Source organism: Ferrovibrio terrae (assembly GCF_943372915.1).
In the GTDB taxonomy this organism is placed as follows: Bacteria; Pseudomonadota; Alphaproteobacteria; order Ferrovibrionales; family Ferrovibrionaceae; genus Ferrovibrio; species Ferrovibrio terrae_A.
In genome coordinates, this window is the sequence record NZ_CALSAN010000031.1 from 1 (window position 1) to 14802 (window position 14802).

17 protein-coding genes are annotated in these 14802 nt (G+C 66.2%); 6 read left to right on the plus strand and 11 right to left on the minus strand.

The genetic code is table 11. The annotated features are described in order from the left end of the window. Window positions 1–50: 50 nt before the first annotated feature. The gene (mnmG, locus tag AAG821_RS17850; protein WP_341913946.1) at window positions 51–1928 is read right to left on the minus strand and encodes a tRNA uridine-5-carboxymethylaminomethyl(34) synthesis enzyme MnmG; all 1878 of its coding nucleotides are present in this window, start codon (window positions 1926–1928) and stop codon (window positions 51–53) included. Between the two features lie 162 nt (window positions 1929–2090). Then, entirely contained in the window at window positions 2091–2510 is a 420-nt protein-coding gene (locus AAG821_RS17855; protein ID WP_341913948.1) for a DUF4149 domain-containing protein, read from the minus strand. Window positions 2511–2610: 100 nt separating this feature from the next. Here AAG821_RS17855 and AAG821_RS17860 point away from each other — a divergent pair, with 100 nt between their 5' ends. From AAG821_RS17860 to AAG821_RS17870, 3 genes are all read left to right on the plus strand, one after another. Continuing rightward, window positions 2611–3411, plus strand: a complete 801-nt coding sequence (locus AAG821_RS17860; RefSeq protein ID WP_341913949.1) for an MOSC domain-containing protein — start codon at window positions 2611–2613, stop codon at window positions 3409–3411. A 74-nt stretch (window positions 3412–3485) separates the two neighbouring features. Beyond that, window positions 3486–4013 carry a PAS domain-containing protein gene (locus AAG821_RS17865; RefSeq protein ID WP_341916369.1) on the plus strand — a complete coding sequence of 176 codons (528 nt, stop codon included), beginning with the start codon at window positions 3486–3488 and terminating at the stop codon, window positions 4011–4013. 108 nt (window positions 4014–4121) lie between these two features. Next, the gene (locus AAG821_RS17870) at window positions 4122–4550 is read left to right on the plus strand and encodes a hypothetical protein (protein ID WP_341913951.1); all 429 of its coding nucleotides are present in this window, start codon (window positions 4122–4124) and stop codon (window positions 4548–4550) included. Window positions 4551–4575: 25 nt separating this feature from the next. Here AAG821_RS17870 and AAG821_RS17875 read toward each other — a convergent pair whose 3' ends face one another. The 7 genes from AAG821_RS17875 to AAG821_RS17905 all read right to left on the minus strand — a co-directional run bounded on the left by AAG821_RS17875 (window position 4576) and on the right by AAG821_RS17905 (window position 9607). Next, on the minus strand, window positions 4576–5163 hold the full coding sequence (locus tag AAG821_RS17875; protein ID WP_341913953.1) for a GNAT family protein: 588 nt from the start codon (window positions 5161–5163) through the stop codon (window positions 4576–4578). 2 nt (window positions 5164–5165) lie between these two features. After that, window positions 5166–5648, minus strand: a complete 483-nt coding sequence (locus AAG821_RS17880) for a DUF2269 domain-containing protein (protein WP_341913954.1) — start codon at window positions 5646–5648, stop codon at window positions 5166–5168. Then, a complete protein-coding gene (locus AAG821_RS17885; protein WP_341913957.1) occupies window positions 5645–6934 on the minus strand; it encodes an NAD(P)H-binding protein in 1290 nt (429 codons plus the stop codon). Before AAG821_RS17885 ends, AAG821_RS17880 begins: the two co-directional genes overlap by 4 nt. Beyond that, a complete protein-coding gene (locus AAG821_RS17890) occupies window positions 6934–7446 on the minus strand; it encodes a PAS domain-containing protein (RefSeq protein ID WP_341913959.1) in 513 nt (170 codons plus the stop codon). Before AAG821_RS17890 ends, AAG821_RS17885 begins: the two co-directional genes overlap by 1 nt. Before the next feature lie 9 nt (window positions 7447–7455). Continuing rightward, complete coding sequence (mnmE, locus tag AAG821_RS17895; RefSeq protein ID WP_341913961.1) at window positions 7456–8799, minus strand: tRNA uridine-5-carboxymethylaminomethyl(34) synthesis GTPase MnmE; 1344 nt, start codon at window positions 8797–8799, stop codon at window positions 7456–7458. A 142-nt stretch (window positions 8800–8941) separates the two neighbouring features. After that, on the minus strand, window positions 8942–9343 hold the full coding sequence (locus AAG821_RS17900) for a (2Fe-2S) ferredoxin domain-containing protein (RefSeq protein WP_341913963.1): 402 nt from the start codon (window positions 9341–9343) through the stop codon (window positions 8942–8944). Between the two features lie 3 nt (window positions 9344–9346). After that, on the minus strand, window positions 9347–9607 hold the full coding sequence (locus AAG821_RS17905; protein ID WP_341913965.1) for a DUF6489 family protein: 261 nt from the start codon (window positions 9605–9607) through the stop codon (window positions 9347–9349). Between the two features lie 60 nt (window positions 9608–9667). Here AAG821_RS17905 and AAG821_RS17910 point away from each other — a divergent pair, with 60 nt between their 5' ends. After that, window positions 9668–11728, plus strand: a complete 2061-nt coding sequence (locus tag AAG821_RS17910) for a thioredoxin domain-containing protein (protein WP_341913966.1) — start codon at window positions 9668–9670, stop codon at window positions 11726–11728. Window positions 11729–11906: 178 nt separating this feature from the next. Continuing rightward, window positions 11907–12284 carry a hypothetical protein gene (locus AAG821_RS17915; protein WP_341913968.1) on the plus strand — a complete coding sequence of 126 codons (378 nt, stop codon included), beginning with the start codon at window positions 11907–11909 and terminating at the stop codon, window positions 12282–12284. Here the strand turns inward: AAG821_RS17915 and AAG821_RS17920 are convergent. Then, on the minus strand, window positions 12182–13426 hold the full coding sequence (locus AAG821_RS17920) for an MFS transporter (RefSeq protein WP_341913970.1): 1245 nt from the start codon (window positions 13424–13426) through the stop codon (window positions 12182–12184). The two genes, AAG821_RS17915 and AAG821_RS17920, sit on opposite strands and share 103 nt — an antisense overlap. 111 nt (window positions 13427–13537) lie before the next feature. On the opposite strand from AAG821_RS17920, the gene AAG821_RS17925 reads away from it, so the two are divergent. Continuing rightward, window positions 13538–14161, plus strand: a complete 624-nt coding sequence (locus AAG821_RS17925; protein ID WP_341913972.1) for a TetR/AcrR family transcriptional regulator — start codon at window positions 13538–13540, stop codon at window positions 14159–14161. Here the strand turns inward: AAG821_RS17925 and AAG821_RS17930 are convergent. Further along, window positions 14158–14592, minus strand: coding sequence for a cupin domain-containing protein (locus AAG821_RS17930; protein WP_341913973.1), 435 nt, complete (start codon window positions 14590–14592; stop codon window positions 14158–14160). The genes AAG821_RS17925 and AAG821_RS17930 overlap by 4 nt on opposite strands. Between the last annotated feature and the right edge of the window lie 210 nt (window positions 14593–14802).

Consider the following 14802-nt stretch of genomic DNA (forward strand, 5'->3'; position numbering starts at 1 on the left):
GGATGTTTCACGTGAAACATCCCCCTTTTCAGATAAACCATTGAAATTACTTATTCAGCCGCTTCAGACCCGCTGCGTTTTGCCTTTTTCACATGGCCCAGCAGGGCCGACAGCGCTGCCGGCGTCACGCCGGAGATGCGCGCCGCCTGCCCCAGCGTGCCCGGCCGGTGCTGCTTCAGCTTGGCGCGGACCTCGTTCGACAGGCCGCCGACGGCGTCGTAATCCAGCCCGGCCGGCAGGATCAGGCCTTCATCCTTGCGGAAGGCGACGATGTCCGCCTCCTGGCGCTCCATATAGCCGGCATAGAGCCCGTCGATCTCGATCTGCTCGACGATCTCCGGGGCCAGGTCTGCCAATTCCGGCCAGATGGCGCTGAGCCGGGCCACGGTCATGTCCGGGTAGCCCAGCAGCATGGCGGCCGAACGCGGCTGGCCGTCCTGGTTGATGCTCAAGCCCCGCTTGGCCAGTTCCGGCGGCGTCATTTTCAGGTCGCGAACCAGCCCTCGTGCGGAAAAAAGGCGGTTTTCCTTGGATTTCCAGGCTGTTTCACGTGCAACGCCGATGCAGCCGAGCGCCAGGCCCAGCGGCGTCAGGCGCTGGTCGGCATTGTCGGCGCGCAGGCTCAGGCGGTATTCCGCCCGGCTGGTGAACATGCGGTAGGGCTCGCGGGTGCCCAAAGTGACCAGATCATCGACCAGCACGCCGATATAGGCATCGGCCCGGCCCAGGATGAAGGGGGTCTCCCCGCCTCCGGCCGCAATGGCAGCATTCAGGCCGGCAATCAGGCCTTGGGCGGCAGCTTCCTCGTATCCCGTCGTGCCGTTGATCTGGCCGGCGAGATACAGGCCCTTCTGCCGCTTGGTCTCCAGCGTGGGCTTCAGCTCACGCGGATCGACGAAATCATACTCGATGGCATAGCCCGGCCGCAGCATGACGGCGTTTTCCAGGCCGGGAATGGTCTTGAGCAGGCCGGCCTGCACATCGCGCGGCAGCGAAGTGGAGATTCCATTCGGATAGACGGTGTCGTCATCCAGCCCTTCGGGCTCGAGGAAGATCTGATGGCGGTCGCGCTGGGCAAAGCGCACCACCTTGTCCTCGATGGACGGGCAATAGCGCGGCCCGGTGCCTTCGATCTGGCCGGAATACATCGGCGCGCGATGCAGGTTGTCGCGGATCAGCGCATGACCGGCTTCAGATGTGTAGGTGACACCGCACTGGATCTGCGGCGTGGAAATTTTCGTCGTCAGGAAGCTGAACGGCACCGGCGGATCGTCGGCGCTCTGCATCTCCAGCGATGACCAATCGATGGTGCGGCCATCAAGCCGCGGCGGCGTGCCGGTTTTCAGGCGACCCAGCGAAAAGCCGCATGTTTCAAGGGTTTTCGAGAGGCCGAGCGATGGCGCCTCGCCGACGCGGCCGGCTGGAATCTTCTCTTCGCCGATGTGAATGAGGCCGCGCAGAAAGGTGCCGGTGGTCAGAATGACTTTCGGTGCCGCGATGAAAGATCCATCACCACACACAACACCTTTGATCTCGCCATGCTCGATGCGGATGTCTTCGACAGCGGCGCCGATGATGCTGAGATTTTCCTGCTCGGCGAGGATCGCCTGCATCGCCTGGCGATAGAGCTTGCGGTCGGCCTGGGTGCGCGGGCCGCGCACCGCCGGGCCTTTCGACTTGTTGAGCATGCGGAACTGGATGCCGGCGGCATCGGCCACGCGGCCCATCACGCCATCCAACGCATCGATCTCGCGCACCAGATGGCCTTTCGCCAGGCCACCGATCGCCGGATTGCACGACATCTCGCCGATGGTCTCGGGCTTGTGCGTCACCAGCGCGGTGCGCGCACCCAGCCGGGCCGCGGCGGATGCGGCCTCGCAGCCGGCATGGCCGCCGCCGATCACGATGACATCAAAGCTGCTGTGCATGGGCGCGGGTTCTAAGGCGTTGTCCACAGGCCGTCAAAGGGAATCGCCGGCGAGGCTCTGTTACACGGGAAACCGGGGGCGTTTCACGTGAAACGGGCCGATTTAATCTTATATTCTCTTTTTGTTCTTAATGAAAAAGGCCGACGGTCCGCTGCGCGCTATCTAAAGAACAAAGATGGACAGAACCCCGGCGACCGCCAGCATCTGCGCCAGGTTGATCACCATGCTCACGCCATGCAGGCGGCGAAATGACCGTATCGCCCCGGCATCGCCGGCCGCCCGCCCCGGGCGCAGCGCATCCAGCTGCGGAATCAGAACCTGCCGCGTCAGCACCGCGAGTGCAGCGGTCACGGCCATCGCTGCGGCCGGCATCGGCTGCGCGGCCAGCGCCAGCATCAGCGCCGCGATCGCGCCCAGCACAATGATGACGCTGTAGTAGAGCGGAAACAGCGCGCGCAGAAACCGTGATGCCGCTTCGCCATCCAGTGTCCTGAACACCATCGGCGTCACGACAAACGAGAAGAACAGCATCGCGCCGAGCAGGATGGCGGTGGCGTAGAGCGCGATGGCATGCAGCAGCATCTGAATATCTCTCTATGTGACTATGCTCAATTTCGCAGAGGGACATTTGGGGTGCAATTCTGGCGTTGACCGGATTCACCGGGTTGGCCATAGAAAGGCCATGACACAGGATCAGACCGCCTCGCTTCTCTCCATCACCCGCTTCCCCGTCAAAGGCCTGACGCCGCAGAAACTGCAGGCTGCGCAGCTCACGCCCGATCAGCCGATTGCCGGCGACCGCCGGTTTGCGCTGGCCCATGGCGGCTCGGCCTTCGATCCGGCCGCACCGGCTTTCCAGAAGAAGGCGCATTTCCTCACCTGGATCCGCAATCCGCCGCTGGCCGCGCTGGACTGCAGCTTCGATGCGGGCGGCACGCGCATCACGATTTCAAAAGCCGGCAGGGTGCTGGTGCAGGATGCCGATCTCACCTCGCCGATCAGTCGTCCCGCCGTCGAGAAAGTGGTGCTCGATCATCTCGGACCGGATGCCACGCGCGGCAGCGTGCAGGTGGCGGAAGCGCCGGGCGCCTGGTTCGCCGATGTGCCCGATCCCTTCATCTCGATTCAGAATACCGCGACGCTGCTCGAACTCGGCCGCAAGCTCGGCACCGCCGATCAGCAGGTCGGCGCGCCGCTCGACCATCGCCGCCTGCGCGGCAATCTGCTGGTGGATGGGTTCGCCGCCTGGGCCGAGATGAAATGGGTCGGCGCGAAACTCCAGATCGGCGAAACCGTGCTGCAGATCGAGGCGGTGATCGGCCGCTGCGCCGCCACCCATGTGAACCCCGATACCGGCGTGCCCGACAGCGACCTGGTCGGCCTGCTGAACCGCGACTACGGCCATAACAAATGCGGCGTCTATGGCCGGGTGATCCAGGGCGGCACGATCCGGCCCGGCGACCGCGTCGGCCGGATTTACTGAGCCCCGCGTCACAAAACCGCAGGTAATCGCTAAATAGCTTGGCAGCGCCCCGTCGCCTTGCCAGTGTGCCGGCCATGTCATCTCCCGCCACCCCTGAAGCCTGGGCCCTGCCCGCCGGCGCCGAGAGCGACCCCGCCTTTGCCCGGCTGCATGCCTACTGGCTGGCCAAGACGCGCGGTGACCGCCTGCCGGCGCGGGCCGATATCGATCCGCTCGAGATTCCGCGCGAGCTGCTGCCCGACATCGCCCTGCTGGAAATCGAGCGGCAGGCCGATGGCAGACGGCGCTATCGGCTGCGCCTGTTCGGCAGCGGCCTGGAAGCGATGACCGGCGGCAGCAACGAAACCGGCCGCTATTACGACGAGGTGACCCACCAGCCCGGCCTGTATGAAAAGCTCGATGCCATGCTCACCGCCATGGCCGAGGAGCGCCGACCGATCTATTTCGCCGCGCCCTCCGGGTCGACAGATCGGGGTTTTCTGTGGTTTGGCCGTCTTGCCCTGCCGCTCGCCAGCGACGGCCGGACCGTCGACATGATCCTGGCCCTCGTCCGGCCCCTGCCGGGATCGCCGGGTGGCCAGCCGGCCACCCTTCCGGGTTAAACGACGAATCCGTCGAATCGCCCTCCGATAGCCCCGGTGATGCCACATTCGGGGGGCGTCCTGTCTCCATACACGGGGTCTGCCCCTGCGAAAGTGTGGAGTCTCGCCATGAACAATCTCGCTGCCCTGATCCTCCTCGGTGCCATCAGCGGCATGACGGCGCCGGCCCAGGCGATGGAGCCGGTGCGCGGTCCCGCGCCCAGTGTCGGTGCCGGCACCAGCACCGGCCCCAGTGCCGGCATCGTGCAGGTGCAGGGCGCGCCATCTTCGCAGGCGCCCGCCGCGCCGGACTCGCCCGCTGCGCAGATCGAGCCGCCCGACGGGCCGCCGGCCGGGGCACTGTCGCTGTCGCAGATCATCACCCAGATCGAGAGCCGGCCCGACTTCGCCTTCATCAGGGACATCGACTGGGATGACGGCCGCTACATCGTGCAGTACCGCACGCGCGATGGCCGCGACCGCGACCTGAAGATCGATCCGCGCACCGGCCGCCCGGTGGAAGGCGCCCTGCCGATGGTGCAGTGGCCGAAGACGTAACGGCGGCCCGCAGACGGAACGTGATTTAAGCCAGCGCCGTCGTGCCGTCGCCGTGATGATCGGCCGGCGGCCATTCGCTGCGCAGGATGGCGAACAGGTCGCTGTCGCGCCATTCGCCGCGCACGCTGAAATTCTGCTGCAGCCGGCCTTCATGGCGGAAGCCTAATTTCCGCAGCACCGCATGGCTGCGCTGGTTCTCCACATCGGCCAGCGCGGTGATGCGATGCAGGCCCAGTTCGGCAAAGCCGAAGCGCAGCACGCCCTGCATGGCTTCCGACGCATAGCCCTTGCCGCGGATGCTGCCGTCAAACGAAAAACCGATATTGCCCTGGCGGTGTTCGGGCGAGGCGATGCTGAGCCGCACCATGCCGATGGCGCGCCCCAGCGCGCGCTCCTCCACCGCAAACAGCCAGTCGCGCCCGGTGGGATTGGCGGCTTCGGCGACGCGCGCGGCGATGAAGCGCGTCACCAGCTCGGCATCCAGCGCCGGGCCGGGCAGGAACTGCCAGAAGTCCTGCTTGACGGCGAAGTCCTGGAAGGCCGCCTCGTCGGCGGGCGTAAAGCCGCGCAGGATGAGGCGCTGGGTGCGGAGCGATGGGAAGGCGTCGGGCATGGTCAGAATCCGGGAACGGTTTTACTGATCATCAGCCAGAATATCAGCAACAGCCCAAAGAAGGCAGGCCAGCCCAGCATAAACCACAGCCGCATGTAGCGATAATAGCGGGACGGCAAAGCCGATCCGTCACGCAGCGCGGCAACGGCCATGTCGCGGATACGCAACTGCAGCCAGACCACCGGCACCCAGCACAGGAAGGCCAGGCCGTAGAGCGCATAGCTCAGCATCAGCCAGCCCTCATGCGGGTCGTGGCCGACGATGACGATGAGCGCGATGCCGCTCACCGGCTGCAGCAGGCCGGCCGTGCCGGTGAAGATCCAGTCCGCCGTCACCACCAGCCGGGCAACCCCGGCAATGGTCGCCACATTGCGGCTGTAATGCGCGAACAGCATGAAAAAGGCGATGCCCAGGCCGGTGCCAAACAGCACCGTTGCGCTCAGGATATGCAGGGCTTTGATCGGCAGATACCAGTCCATCATCATGTGTCGTCATCCAGCGCCCAGTGGATCGCGATCAGCACCAGGATCGGCAGGTTCTTCAGCAGCGGCCCATACGGATCGGCCCATAGCGCCGGCGCGGCCAGCGTCAGCACCAGGGAATAGCCGGTCACCACGGCCAGCTGCACCGCCGTGAGCAGCCCGGTGCCGAACCAGCGCAGCAGCAAGGCCGCCCCCAGCAGCAGGTCGAGGCCGCAGAAGGCAATCGCCAGCGGCCGGGCAGCGGCGGGCGGCAGCTGCAGCAGATCGAGCACCGGCTGCACGGTTTCGATCCCGGCAAACAGGCCGATGATGCCCGATGCGAGCCAGAGCAGCGCCAGCGCCAGGCGCACCGCCGGCCGCAACCAGTAGAGCCGCGCATGCCAGCGGTCCTGCACATGGGCGGGATGGCGCGCCTGCGCCTCGGCCATGGTCATCGGCTGCCAGCCGATGGCCCGCGCAAAGCCGGCGGCATCGCCGGTATTGCCATGGATCATCTGCGCCACCGCATTGCGGCTTACCGGCCCGCGGCCGAACATCTCGCCCAGCCCGGCCATCGCATGGATCAGCGGCATCGGCACCTGCGGTATCAGCCGCGCCGGCGGCAGGCCCAGCCAGGCGCGCAGACGCAGCAGGATATCGCGCAGACGCAGCGTCTCCGGCCCGGCCGGCTCCAGCGTCGCGCGGGTCACCGTGCTGTCGGCGACCAGCTGACACACTGCGCGCGCCAGATCGTCGGCATGGATCGGCTGGAACAGCTGCGCCCCGTCGCCCGGCAGCGGCAGCAGGCCGGGCAGCCCGGCCAGGCCGCGCAGCAGCGAAGTGCCGCCATAGCTGCCCTGGTGATAGACCAGCGATGGCCGCAGGATCACCCAGTCGAGATCGTCCTGCGCCCGCAGCTCTTCCTCGGCCTGCCATTTGCTGCGGGCATAGTCGGTGCCGGCCGCGGTGTCGGCGCTGATCGCCGAGATATGGATGATGCGGCGGAGGCCGGCAGAGCGGCAGGCGGCATACAGCGCACGCGGACCCTCCACATGCACGGCCGTGATCGCCGGGCCGCGCAGCAGGCCGGCAACATTCACCACCGCATCGATGCCCCGCAGGCGCGGCAGCCACACAGCCGCCGTGACATCGCGGGCCAGATCGCATTGAACGGTGTCGATGCCGGGAAAGCGGCGCTGCGCCTCGGCCGGGCGCCGCACGGCGGCCACCACGTGATGGCCGGCGCCCAGCAGGGCTCCCGTGATATGCCGCCCGATGAAGCCGGTGTCACCGAGGACGAGAATGCGCATCAGGGCTGGACCGGATCGTAGAGTGTCGCGCCCAGCAGCATATCCGCGACCGTGCCGTCGCGCGACAGCGGCATCACCAGCCCGGTGAAGCGCGCCGCCGCGATGCCGTCGCGCTCGGCCTGTTCGCCCCGCACCCGCTGGCGGATGCGGGCCCAGCGCGGCGCGCCGCGCTGCAGGATCTCGCGCCAGTCGCTGCAGAAGCGCGCGCGGTCCGGGCTCACCTCGTCCTCGTTCACTTCGCGGCCGGTGATATCGGTGCCGAAGAAGGGCCGGAAGGCCGTGCCGATCAGGCGGAGGCGAAACCGCATCGGCGGGCCGATCTGCGGCACCTCGACCAGGAACAGGTTGGGCAGCAGGCGCGGAATTTCGGTCGGCTCGATATCGGCGCGTAGCGGCCAGGGCCGGTCGCCTTTCTTCGACAGCCAGTAGCGGTAGGCCTCGAGCAGCAGCGGCACATCGAGGCCCGCCATGTCCCAGCTGCTGGTGATGTCGTCGAACAGCGGCGCGCTCATGGCACTATGTTACTTCCCGATACAAAAATCGCGGAAGATCACATCCAGCAGATCCTCCACATCGATGCGTCCGGTGATGCGCCCGAGTGCGCGCGCCGCCAGCCGCACATCCTCCGCCGCCAGTTCGGCGCTGGTGTTGTGGCGCTCGGCGCCGCGCACGAAACGGTCCAATGCTGCGATGCAGTCGGTCAGCGCCTCGCGGTGGCGGGCGCGGGTCAGCGTCGCGCTGCCTGTTAAACCAATGCGCGCGGTGACCTCGGCCTCCAGCGCATCCAGCAGCGCCTTCATGCCGGTATTGGCGCGCACGGATATCGGCAGCACCGGCCGGTCGTTGATCGTCCAGCCGCTGGGCGTGCTGGCCGCATCGGCCTTGTTGGCGATCACAATGGCATCGGCGTCGATCAGCGCCGCAGTGTCCTTGGGCACGGCTTTCTGCGTGGCATCGAGCACGACCAGCTTGAGATCGGCGGACTCCGCCCGCTTGAGCGCCCGCGCCACACCCTCGCTCTCGATGCTGTCGGCGCTCTCGCGCAAGCCAGCCGTATCGGCCAGCACGACGGGATAGCCGCCGAGATCGAGATGCACCTCGATCACGTCGCGCGTGGTGCCGGGGATATCGGAGACAATCGCCGCCTCGCGCCTGGCCAGCGCATTGAGCAGCGACGACTTGCCCACATTGGGTGCGCCCAGGATTGCCACCATCAGGCCATCGCGCAGACGCTCGCCGCGATGGTTGTCGGCCAGATGCGCGGCGATCTCCTCGCGCAGGCGCGCCAGCTGCGGCCGCACCTCAGCCGCCACGCCCTCGGGCAGGTCCTCATCGGGGAAATCGATATCGGCTTCGAGATGGGCGAGTGCGCGCACCAGCTGGTTGCGCCAGCCCTCGTAAAGCTGTCCCAGCGCGCCCTGCATCTGGCGCAGCGCCTGTCGGCGCTGGGCCTCGGTTTCGGCATTGATCAGATCGCCCAGCCCCTCGGCCGCTGTGAGGTCGAGCTTGCCATGCTCGAACGCGCGGCGGCTGAACTCGCCCGGCTCGGCCAGGCGCAGGCCCGGCAGTTTCGCCAAGGCGGCAAAGAGGGCGGCCAGCACGGCGCGGCCGCCATGCACCTGCAGCTCGACCACATCCTCGCCGGTGAAACTGTGCGGTGCCGGAAACCACAGCACCATGCCCTCGTCCAGCAGGGCGCCGCTGTCGTCCTTCAGCTTGCGCAAGCTGGCCGTGCGCGCCTTGGGCAGCTGGCCGCCGATCAGATCGAGCAGCGCATCGGCCGCCTGCGGTCCGCTCAGGCGGATCACCGCCACGCCGGCACGGCCTGCGGCGGACGACAGTGCGTAGATGGTTTCCGGGATCATTAAAGATCGTCATGCCCGGACTTGATCCGGGCATCCATGTCCAGCCGCTTCACAGGACTTGCAGAGACTGCGGCGAACCCTCGCACGTGGATGGCCGGGTCAAGCCCGGCCATGACGAACAGGGGGTTGGTCGCCGCTCGCCTCACTTCTTCTTTTCTGTATGATCCGGGCCGTCTTCGGGCTTGAGCATCAGCCGCGTCACCCGGCCACCATTCTTCACATGCACGTCCAGGATCTCGTCGATATCGGCGAAACTGTCCGCGCGATACCACACGCCCTCGGGATAGATCACCAGCGTCGGGCCCAGTTCGCAGCGCTCCAGGCAGCCGGCCTGGTTGACCCGCACGCCGTCTTCCAGCCCCAGCCCCAGTTCCTTGGCGCGGGTCTTCATGTAATTGCGCAGCTTCTCGGCGCCCTTGCGGGCACAGGAACCGCGCGGATGGTTTTCCGGCCGCTCGTTGGTGCAGACAAAGATATGCGCGCGGTAGAAATCGGCGGGATCACCGGCTTTCGCCGGGGGGCGCACCTGGTAACGGATCGCCATGGCTTATTTCTTCGCCGCGCCGCCGCCCGTCATGCCGCCGGCGGGAAACTGGCTGAAAAAGAACTTCTGAATCTGCTCCAGGTTGTTCAGCCCCATCGGTCCCCAGGTGCGCAGCAGCACCTCCGGGTCCATGGATTTGAGCGAACTCATCATGCGCTCCTGCATCTGGGCCATCACGGCCTCCTGCAGGGGCTGTACATCCGGCAGGCCGAGGAAGGACCGAGCCTCCTCCGGCGTGCAATCCACATTGACAGTCACCTTCATCGCTGCACCATACTGCTTTGAGGGAAATGCCCGAATTGAGAAGCAGGACAAATACCTAGCATGACCGAAGGCGCGTTGTCAGGGATCAACCGTAATAATCTCGATAAGGCGGCCTCGCCCTATCTGCAGCAGCATCGCGACAACCCGGTGCACTGGCAGGTCTGGGGCCCCGAGGCGCTGGCCGCCGCCCAGGCCGCCAACAAGCCGATCCTGCTCAGCATCGGCTATGCCGCCTGCCACTGGTGCCATGTGATGGCCCATGAAAGCTTCGAGAATCCCGAGATCGCCGCGGTGATGAATGCGCTGTTCATCAACATCAAGGTCGACCGCGAGGAACGCCCCGATATCGACAGCATCTACATGAACGCGCTGCAGGTGCTGGGCGAACAGGGTGGCTGGCCGCTCACCATGTTCCTGACGCCGAAGGGCGAGCCCTTCTGGGGCGGCACCTACTTCCCGCCCGAGGGCAAATACGGCCGGCCCGGCTTCCGCGAGGTGCTGGAGAAAATCTCCGACGCCTGGCAGCAGAAACCCGATGCCATCGCGCAGAACACCAGGATGATCGTCGGCGCCCTGCGCAACCTGGCCAAGCCGCAGAGCCGCGACCGCCTGCCCTTGAGCAACGATGTGCTCGACCAGGTGGCGGCGCAGATTCTCGGCCATGTCGATCCCGACCAGGGCGGCATCGGCACGGCGCCGAAATTCCCGCAGACCGGCCTGTTCGATCTCTTGTGGCGCGCCTACCTGCGCACCGGCATCCCGGATTATTCGCTGGCGGTGATCACCACGATTATCCGCATGGCGCAGGGCGGCATCTACGACCACCTCGGCGGCGGCTTCGCGCGCTATTCCACCGATGCCGAATGGCTGGCGCCGCATTTCGAAAAGATGCTCTACGACAACGCCCAGCTGCTGTCGCATATGGCGACCGTCGAGGCCGAGACCGGCGACCCGATCCTGCGCCAGCGCATCGTGGAAACCGTCGGCTGGCTGCTGCGCGAGATGGTGGCCGAAGCCGGCGGGTTCGCCGCCACGCAGGATGCGGATTCCGAAGGCGAGGAAGGCAAGTTCTATGTCTGGGACAAGGCCGAGATCGCCGAGATCCTGGGGCCCTATACCGGCGAATTCTGCGCCGCCTATGACGTCACCGACGACGGCAACTGGGAGCACAGCAACATCCTGCGCCGCTCGCTGGCACCCGACCTGAAGGACGAGGCCGGCGAGAAGCGGCTGAAGATCGCGCGTGAGAAACTCTTCGCGGCGCGCGACAAGCGCATCAAGCCGGGCTGGGACGACAAGGTGCTGGCCGACTGGAACGGCCTGATGATCGCCAGCCTCGCCGACCTATCGCAGCAATATGCGCAGCCCGCCTGGCTGGCCGCTGCCGAACGCGCCTACAGTTTCATTGTGAATACGATGCAGCAGGGCGAGGATCGCCTGGGCCACAGCTGGCGCAGCGACATCCTGGTCTTCCCCGGCCTGCTCGACGATTACGCCAACATGTCGGCGGCGGCGCTGGCGCTGCATGAGGCCACCGGCAATCCGGCCTATCTGGCGCAGGCCAAGCGCTGGCTCGATGTGGTGGAAAGCGATTATCTCGACACCGTGAATGGCGGCTATTTCTTCACCTCGAAAGAGGCCGAGGATCTTGTCACCCGCACACGCCATGCGGCCGACAACGCCACGCCGGCCGGCAACGGCACGCTGGTCGGCGTGTTCGCGCGGCTGTGGTATCTCACCGGCGAACTGGTCTGGCGCGAGCGCGCGCAGAACCTGATCGATGCCTTCTCGGCCGATGTCGGCAAGAACTTCTTCCCGATGGGCAGCTTCCTCAACGGCGTCGACCTGTTCATGAATGCCGTGCAGGTGGCGATCATCGGCCGCCGGGGAGAGCCGGCCACCGACGCGCTGGTCGCTGCCGCCTACAGCGTATCGGTGCCCAATCGCGTGGTGCTGGTCACCGCGCCCGATGCGATGCTGCCGGAAACCCATCCGGCCACCGGCAAGACGCCGATCGACGGCAAGCCGACCGCCTATGTCTGCATCGGCCCCACCTGCGGCCTGCCGGTGACGACGCCAGCCGAACTTGTCGCCTCGCTGAAAGCGACGCGGGCGGTCTGACGCCTGATTCCTGCGCGCCGGATGCAATTGCCCGCGACAGTGGCCGTCGCCGGCATGTCTGCACCCTATCTTTCCGGTAACCCGGCACTGGCGGAGCCTGGATTACACATTGCTAATCCATCGGCGCCGGCGGTGCCGCCTATGCTGGTTGCGTTACAACCACGCAGGATCTGGTCCTATGGAAAAGCTGAAGTCGTCCCGGTTATGGGCGCAGGAAATGTTTCACGCCGTGCGCGGTCGCGAAGCCAGCCGCCATTCGGAAGCCGATGAGTGGGTGGTGCGGATGATCGAACATTTCATCGCCCGCATCAAACGCGAAGCCTTTATCGCCGGCGCGGATCGCTACAAAAACCGCCTGCTGTCGCTGGCACCGCATGAGGACCAGATCCGCATCAAGCAGGTTCCCCTGCTGGAGCCCAGCCTGACGCCGGCCGAGATTCTCGCCACCCTCAATCAGATCGCCAGGGTCGAACGGCCCTTGCCGCCACGGATCAGCAGCGAAATGCCCGCCGCCACCACACCGGTGACCCCGGCAATGACAAAGGCCTGCATATAGTCGCCCTGCTGCACGCGCATCCAGCCGGCGAAGAAGGCAGCGCTCGCCGCACCCAGCTGATGGCCGGCGGCGATCCAGCCGAACACCACCGGGCCGTCGCGTTCGCCGAAGGCCTCGGTGGCGAGCCGCACGGTGGGCGGCACGGTGGCGATCCAGTCGAGGCCGTAGAACACGGCGAAGATCGACAGGCTGACCAGCGAGAAATCGGTATAGGGCAGGTAGACCAGTGAAAGCCCGCGCAGGCCGTAATACATGAACAGCAGCTTGCGCGGATCGTAACGGTCGGTGAGCCAGCCGGATGCCGTGGTGCCGAACAGGTCGAAAAAGCCCATCAGCGCCAGCACGCCGGCTGCCGTGGTCACCGCGATGCCCATGTCGCCGCAGAACGACAGCATATGGGTGCCAACCAGGCCGTTGGTGGTGAAGCCGCAGATCCAGAAGGTGGCGAACAGGAACCAGAAGTCGGGTTTCTTCGAGGCGCGGCCCAGCGCGCTGACAGCAAAGACCAGCGGATTCTGCGCGGGCCCGGCCGGCGGCGTCATCGCCGTGGCGCCATAGGGCATCAGCCCCATATCGGCGGGCTTTTCCGGCAGCAGCCAGAAGACCAGCGGGATCAGCGCGGCGCAGGCAATCGCCACGGTCCAGGCCACGGTGGCCCAGCCGCCGGCCTCGGCAATGGCTGACAGCAGCGGAATGAAGATCAGCGTGCCGGTCGCCGTGCTGGCGGTGAGCAGGCCCATCACCAGTCCACGGTTGCTGACGAACCAGCGGTTGGTGATCGTCGCCCCCATCACCAGCGCCACGGCGCCCGAGCCCAGGCCCGACAGCACGCCCCAGCTGGCGATCAGGTGCCAGGACTCGGTCATCATGGTCGACAGCGCAGTCGACCCGGCCATCAGGGCCAGCGCGGTCAGCAGGGTGCGGCGGATGCCGAAGCTCTGCATCAGGGCGGCGGCGAACGGCCCAACCAGGCCATAGAGGAAAATGCCGATGGCGGCGGCCAGCGAGGTGGTGTCGCGGTTCCAGCCGAAGGCCTTTTCCCACGGCACCAGCAGCACGCTGGGGGTGGAGCGCAGGCCGGCGGCGACCAGCAGGCAGAGGAAAATGACGCCAACGACCACAAACGCATATTTCTGGCCCAAGATCTTTTTGCCTGGAAAGGCAGGGCGTGTTAGGCTCATGTGACTTACCGGTACGTGTTGCGACGGCGCCAATATGCGTACCGATCGGTAACATTGTCAAGGATGTAAGCCATGGCGCAGAAACCGCTGCCCGATCAGCCTGTTGTGGAGACCATCCCGGTTGCGGTGCCGCGTGCAGCCGACAAGATCCGCCGCACCGCCCGCGAGCTGTTCTATGCCGCCGGCATTCGTGCGGTCGGTGTCGATGAGATCGTCACCAAGGCCGGCGTCACCAAGCCCAGCCTGTATCGTGCCTTCCCCTCCAAGGATGAACTCGCGGCGGCTTACCTGCGCGATTACGACGCCGAATTCTGGCAGCGCTTCGAGGCCCGGCTGGACACTGCCGGACGCGACAATCCGCGCGCCGGCCTGATGGACTTCCTGCACAATCTGGGCTCCCGCGCGGGCGCGCCGCACTATCGCGGCTGCGGCCTCTCAAACACCGCGGTCGAATATCCCGACGACAGCCATCCGGCCCGCAAGGTGTCGGAGCATCACAAGCAAAAGCTGCGGCTGCGGCTGGCCGAACTGGCCGCCGACATGGGCGCCGACGATCCGAAGCTGCTGGGCGACAGCCTGATGCTGCTGATCGAAGGGGCTTTCGTCACCGGCCAGCTGTTCCATGCCGGCGGCGGCCCGGCGCGGGCCCTGGCCGAAGCGGCCGAACGGCTGATCGACAGCCACCTGAAGGGCTAATACAGCCGCTCCGGCTCTGCCACCGGCGTGATGTCATCGCGTTTCAGCGCGATCTTCTCGTTGTCGCTGCGCACCACCAGATATTCCACGGTCTCCGTGCTTTCCAGGCTGCGCTCCTGATGCGGTACATGCGGCGCGAAATAGACAAAGTCGCCCGGGCCGATCTCGGTGGCATAGTCCAGCCGCGCACCCCAGCGGATTTCACTGCGGCCTTTCACGACATACAGCATCACCTCATGGCGACCATGGGTATGCGGCCCGGTATTGGCCTGCGGCGCCACCTGCACGCTGCCGATCCAGGTCTTGTCGCCGCCGCCGATGCCGCCGAAGTCAAAGGCCGTGGTGCGCCCGCCGCCACTGCCGCGTTCGGCCGCCACTGTCGCCGCGCGCCGCACCGAAACCCCGTCACGCCAATCCTTGCTGTCGTCCATCGCCCGCCCTCCCGCGGGCAGGATAAACCAGCCACGCCGGATCCAGAAAGTGAGCCCCGGACTGCCAGATTCTGTCAGCAGTCACGCTTCGGTCATGCCAGGATACTGGATCGGCAGCCAAAACCGCCCAATCTGAGGGGCGCCACAGGGGCGGAACAACAGGGCCGGGCTGGCGTTGTGTAACTCCACTGGCGCCGTGACTTTCGGCTG

Coding starts and splice junctions, on each gene's coding strand:
- mnmG (WP_341913946.1), bottom strand. CDS start 1,928: ATGCACAGCAGCTTTGATGTCATCGTGATCGGCGGCGGCCATGCCGGC.
- AAG821_RS17855 (WP_341913948.1), bottom strand. CDS start 2,510: ATGCTGCTGCATGCCATCGCGCTCTACGCCACCGCCATCCTGCTCGGC.
- AAG821_RS17860 (WP_341913949.1), top strand. CDS start 2,611: ATGACACAGGATCAGACCGCCTCGCTTCTCTCCATCACCCGCTTCCCC.
- AAG821_RS17865 (WP_341916369.1), top strand. CDS start 3,486: ATGTCATCTCCCGCCACCCCTGAAGCCTGGGCCCTGCCCGCCGGCGCC.
- AAG821_RS17870 (WP_341913951.1), top strand. CDS start 4,122: ATGAACAATCTCGCTGCCCTGATCCTCCTCGGTGCCATCAGCGGCATG.
- AAG821_RS17875 (WP_341913953.1), bottom strand. CDS start 5,163: ATGCCCGACGCCTTCCCATCGCTCCGCACCCAGCGCCTCATCCTGCGC.
- AAG821_RS17880 (WP_341913954.1), bottom strand. CDS start 5,648: ATGATGATGGACTGGTATCTGCCGATCAAAGCCCTGCATATCCTGAGC.
- AAG821_RS17885 (WP_341913957.1), bottom strand. CDS start 6,934: ATGCGCATTCTCGTCCTCGGTGACACCGGCTTCATCGGGCGGCATATC.
- AAG821_RS17890 (WP_341913959.1), bottom strand. CDS start 7,446: ATGAGCGCGCCGCTGTTCGACGACATCACCAGCAGCTGGGACATGGCG.
- mnmE (WP_341913961.1), bottom strand. CDS start 8,799: ATGATCCCGGAAACCATCTACGCACTGTCGTCCGCCGCAGGCCGTGCC.
- AAG821_RS17900 (WP_341913963.1), bottom strand. CDS start 9,343: ATGGCGATCCGTTACCAGGTGCGCCCCCCGGCGAAAGCCGGTGATCCC.
- AAG821_RS17905 (WP_341913965.1), bottom strand. CDS start 9,607: ATGAAGGTGACTGTCAATGTGGATTGCACGCCGGAGGAGGCTCGGTCC.
- AAG821_RS17910 (WP_341913966.1), top strand. CDS start 9,668: ATGACCGAAGGCGCGTTGTCAGGGATCAACCGTAATAATCTCGATAAG.
- AAG821_RS17915 (WP_341913968.1), top strand. CDS start 11,907: ATGGAAAAGCTGAAGTCGTCCCGGTTATGGGCGCAGGAAATGTTTCAC.
- AAG821_RS17925 (WP_341913972.1), top strand. CDS start 13,538: ATGGCGCAGAAACCGCTGCCCGATCAGCCTGTTGTGGAGACCATCCCG.
- AAG821_RS17930 (WP_341913973.1), bottom strand. CDS start 14,592: ATGGACGACAGCAAGGATTGGCGTGACGGGGTTTCGGTGCGGCGCGCG.